This is a genomic window from Flavobacterium sp. (genome assembly GCF_031363805.1).
Taxonomy (GTDB): Bacteria; Bacteroidota; Bacteroidia; order Flavobacteriales; family Flavobacteriaceae; genus Flavobacterium.
Genome location: NZ_JANLVD010000041.1, coordinates 1 through 4,611 on the forward strand (window position 1 = coordinate 1; position 4,611 = coordinate 4,611).

The following is a 4,611-nucleotide window of genomic DNA, read 5'->3' on the forward strand; positions in this document are numbered from 1 at the left end:
GCGACGACTCCAACAGTCAAAAGAGTTTGCACGGTTATACCTCCGCTTCCACCTGTCTGAGTGGAAACTGTAAATGGAGAAGCAGATGAGTTTGAAAAAGTAAGTGAATCAAGTTCATTACCATTTAAAAAATATGGTGACATAAAAAAACAAGTAATTATTGGTGATGCAATTCAAACTGGAAATTTTATATATGTATCAATATATAAACAAAATAAAGTTTTCTTAATTGAATATTTAGTACAACAAACGGATGCACCAAAAAAGGAATATTTCATAGCTAATGATTTTAGAGGTAGTTATGAAATTTTTGGTGACCCAACGTTTAGCTCAGAAATAAAAAAAATAAATAATGAATTATTTATAATGTCCAAATATTCAGGACTAACTAGATTTAATTTGCAATCTAGAGAAATGAAAAAACTGCTATTTTTTAACTCACATGCAAATCCAAATCAAAGTGATAATGCAAAACAAAAGGAATCTTTTAATTTCAATCAAAAAATAATAAAAACTATTCACATTGACTTGGATAACGAAACTATATTTTCCGAGTATCTCAAAAACCACAAAATAAATATTGATTCTGATAAAATTTCTTTGATAAAGAAATTAAAAAAATCTAATGAAAAAACATATTATTTTTATGAAATTAAAGATATTGAAAAAGATAACAGTTTTTTAAAAAATACCAGCGGAGTCGAAGTTTTCAACATATTTACTAAAGAGAATTTGAATAATTCAGAGAGCATTAATCAAATTAAAGTTGCCTTGGTAAGTGTAATTGACAATTATTATTCAAAAGTTAATATTAATTTCAAACTTTTCGATTACATTCAAGAATATGGAAATGAAGATATTTCTTGTTTCTTTTATAGTGATGCTACTAGTAGAATTAAAATAGCTAGATATAGTACTGACAATAGTGAATGGCTTCTTGGAGATTATAAAGAAGAAGAAATAAAGCAAGAATAATAACGGTATAAAACAAAAAAAAACCATCCCGAAAGATGGTTTTTAATATTTCATTAAAAAAATTATGCTTGTTCAGCAACAATTTCATAAGGTAAATCTACAATTACATCTCTGTGCAAACGAACCGAAGCATTGTATTTTCCAGTTCTTTTAACGATACCTGAAGTTACAAATTTTCTGTCGATAGTTTGACCAGCTATAGCCAACGCTTCAACAATGTCAATATTGGTAATCGAACCAAACAATTTCTCGCCACCAGCTTTTGCTGCAATTTTAATTTCGATAGCTTTTAAAGCTGTTGCCAATGCATTTGCATCTGCTACAACTTTTGCTTCTTTATGTGCTCTTTGTTTTAAATTTTCAGCTAAAACTTTTTTTGCAGAAGAAGTTGCCATGTGAGCAAATCCTTTTGGTATCAAAAAGTTACGACCGTAACCTGCTTTAACAGATACAACATCGTCTTTAAAGCCTAAATTTTGTACGTCTTGTTTTAATATAAGTTCCATGTTGATGTCCTTTTTAGAGAAGTTAGGTTTTCAATGTAGAAAAACCAACAACTTTTAGTTTTTAAATTATTTTAATAAATCCGCCACGTATGGCATTAATGCTAAGTGACGCGCTCTTTTTACAGCTACAGACACTTTACGTTGGTATTTTAATGAAGTTCCTGTCAAACGACGTGGCAAAATTTTACCTTGTTCGTTTACAAATTTCAATAAAAAATCTGCATCTTTATAATCAATATATTTGATTCCAGATTTTTTGAAACGACAATACTTTTTAGTTTTGTTTGTATCTATGTTCAAAGGCGTTAAATATCTAATATCTCCGTCTTTTTTTCCTGAAGCTGATTGTTGTAATGTTGCCATAATGGTTACGCTTTAGTTGCTTTTAATTTTGTTCTTCTTCTTTCAGCCCAAGAAATTGCATGTTTGTCTAAACTTACGGTTAAAAAACGCATAACACGTTCGTCACGTCTAAATTCAGTTTCAAAACCAATTAATACTTCTCCTGGAACATTAAATTCAAATAAGTGGTAAAACCCACTTTTTTTGTTTTGAATTTCGTAAGCCATTTTTTTTAAGCCCCAATCCTCTTTAGATACCATAGTAGCGCCCTTTGAAGTTAAATAATCTTCAAATTTGCTTACTGTTTCCTTTATCTGGGTTTCAGATAAAACGGGATTCAAGATGAAAACAGTTTCATAGTGATTCATAATTATAAATTTTATTTGTTAAAAATATGGGTGCAAAAGTACTCATTTAATTCAAATAAACAATTTATAATTCAATTAAATCGATAAAAGTGAAGATTTTACCGAAAAAAGAATAGTTTTGAAAAAAAATTTGTATTTTTATACGCCAATCTATTTCCAAAAGCTTATGAAATTGAACTGTATTGTTGTTGATGATAGCTCCATTCAAAGAATTCTAGTTACCAAATTAGTTGACTCTCACTCTGGATTATCCCTTGTTGGCGAATTTTCAAACGCCATTGAAACAAAAAATTGCTTGTCTACCAAACAAGTAGATTTGTTGTTTCTTGATATCGAAATGCCTGTAATAAACGGTTTTAACCTACTCGACGGTTTGAAAATAAAACCTCAAATTATTTTTATCACCGCAAAAGCTGAATATGCAGTTAAAGCTTTTGACTACGATGCCACAGATTATCTGCAAAAACCTATTACCAAAGACAGATTCAATGCTGCCATAAAAAGAGCTTTGGATATGCACCAACTTCGAAAAGACAGTCTCGAAGAAGAAGGTGAGCATATTTTCATTAAAAGTAATCTAAAAAAACTTAAAATTTACACATCTAAAATTAAATGGATTGAAGCTTTTGGCGACTATGTAAAAGTAGTCACCGAAGAAGACAGCCATTTGGTATTGTCAACAATGAAAGCCTTTGAGTTGGATTTATCGAAAGAAAAATTTATTCGTGTTCATAAATCGTTTATCATTAATATGGATAAAGTCGAAAAATTCAACAGTAAATTTGCTGAAATCGGAGTTACCAAAATCCCCTTGAGCAGAAATAAAAAAGAAGAGTTAATGAAAGCTTTAGATTCTTAATAAAGCGAATTAGATTTTTATTTTGGAGCACAACATTTTTGCTCTCTTTCAACATTTTTCCCGCTTTCCACTTCAATCTTTTCTTTTTTTGTCCTTCGACAAGCTCAGGATGACAAAAAAGAAAAGGATTTCCGTTTCAATCTGGGCTAAAATTCAAATTTTTTGATTCATTCATGATTTCTAAACATCTAATTTTTAAAGATGTAATACAATCGGAATTGGTTAATATCCAACCATTTTATCAATAGAAATCCACATTTACACCAACTTTAATTGATCTGTATTGCGAAACCGCCTCAAAACTATTCAAAATTTTTTGAATCGTTTTTTTTGTACCCAATAACGATTTATTTTGTGGAATTTTAATTAAAATGGTTCGAATATATTCATTCCGTATTCTACTTACAGGTGGTTCTTCTGGACCAAGAACTGGAAAATCAAACTGCTGTTGCAAAACCTGAAAAAGCCACATAGCACCTTCTTTTAGTTTCTCAAAATCACGCTGTTTGAGTGTCAGTTTAATCAATTTAAAATAGGGCGGATATTTATATAGCTGTCTTTCATACAATTGCTCATTGTACATAGATAAAAAATCATTCTGAGTTACTTGTTGTATAATATTATGGACAGGATTATAAGTCTGAATAACCACTTTTCCTTTTTTCTCTGATCTTCCAGCCCTACCAGATACTTGCGTCATCATTTGAAAACTACGCTCAAAGGCTCTAAAATCTGGAAAATACAACATCGAATCGGCATTCAAAATCCCAACCAAAGACACATTATCAAAATCCAAACCTTTGGCAAGCATTTGTGTGCCTACAAGAATATCAATTTCTCGGTTTTTGAAACTGTCAATTAATTTTTCAAAAGCATATTTTCCGCGAGTCGTATCTTGATCCATTCGAGCAATTTTCTTCTCTGGAAAAAGTGTTTTGAGTTCAAGTTCTATTTGTTCTGTACCAAAACCTTTCGACGTCAAATCGATACTCGAACAAGCGTGACAACTGTTTGGCTTTGCCATACTGTAGCCGCAATAATGACAGCGCAACTGGTTTTTATATTTATGATAAGTCAAACTCACATCGCATTGTGGACATTGAGGCACATGTCCGCAAGTCATACATTCTATAACTGGTGAATAACCGCGGCGGTTCTGAAAAAGGATAATTTGCTCTTTATTTGCCAAAGCTTCAGTAATTGCATCTACCAAAGTGAAACTAAAATGACCATTCATTTTTTTACGGAAATAACTGTCTCTCAAATCCACCAATTCAACTTCGGGCATAACAGCATCACCAAAACGTTGGTGCATTTCTACCAAACCGTATTTTTTATTTTGTGCATTAAAATAGGTTTCTATACTTGGCGTGGCAGATCCCAATATTACTTTGGCTTTATGAAAATTTGCTAAAACAATAGCAGAATCTCGCGCATGATATCTTGGCGCAGGATCGGTTTGTTTAAAAGTCTGTTCATGTTCTTCGTCAATAATAATAAAACCCAAATTTTGAAAAGGCAGGAATAAAGCCGAACGTGCCCCAATAACAATTTGTGCTTT

At 31.3% G+C, this 4,611-nt stretch carries 6 protein-coding genes; 2 read left to right on the forward strand and 4 right to left on the reverse strand.

Features of this window, described 5'->3' with window-relative positions; genetic code table 11:
- Window positions 1–60 precede the first annotated feature (60 nt).
- Window positions 61–975, forward strand: coding sequence for a hypothetical protein (locus RMN92_RS02470; RefSeq protein WP_309607881.1), 915 nt, complete (start codon window positions 61–63; stop codon window positions 973–975).
- 62 nt (window positions 976–1,037) lie between these two features.
- On the opposite strand, the gene rplI is transcribed toward RMN92_RS02470, so the two are convergent.
- The 3 genes from rplI to rpsF all read right to left on the reverse strand — a co-directional run bounded on the left by rplI (window position 1,038) and on the right by rpsF (window position 2,191).
- Window positions 1,038–1,481, reverse strand: coding sequence for a 50S ribosomal protein L9 (gene rplI, locus RMN92_RS02475; protein WP_309607882.1), 444 nt, complete (start codon window positions 1,479–1,481; stop codon window positions 1,038–1,040).
- A gap of 66 nt (window positions 1,482–1,547) precedes the next feature.
- Window positions 1,548–1,844, reverse strand: a complete 297-nt coding sequence (rpsR, locus tag RMN92_RS02480) for a 30S ribosomal protein S18 (protein WP_309607883.1) — start codon at window positions 1,842–1,844, stop codon at window positions 1,548–1,550.
- Between the two features lie 5 nt (window positions 1,845–1,849).
- A complete protein-coding gene (gene rpsF / locus RMN92_RS02485) occupies window positions 1,850–2,191 on the reverse strand; it encodes a 30S ribosomal protein S6 (protein WP_309607884.1) in 342 nt (113 codons plus the stop codon).
- A 166-nt stretch (window positions 2,192–2,357) separates the two neighbouring features.
- On the opposite strand from rpsF, the gene RMN92_RS02490 reads away from it, so the two are divergent.
- Window positions 2,358–3,050 (forward strand): LytTR family DNA-binding domain-containing protein, encoded by a 693-nt coding sequence (locus tag RMN92_RS02490; protein ID WP_309607885.1) that lies wholly within the window; start codon window positions 2,358–2,360, stop codon window positions 3,048–3,050.
- A gap of 241 nt (window positions 3,051–3,291) precedes the next feature.
- On the opposite strand, the gene priA is transcribed toward RMN92_RS02490, so the two are convergent.
- Window positions 3,292–4,611 (reverse strand): primosomal protein N' (priA, locus tag RMN92_RS02495; protein WP_309607886.1); only part of this gene is annotated, 1,320 nt, incomplete at its 5' end.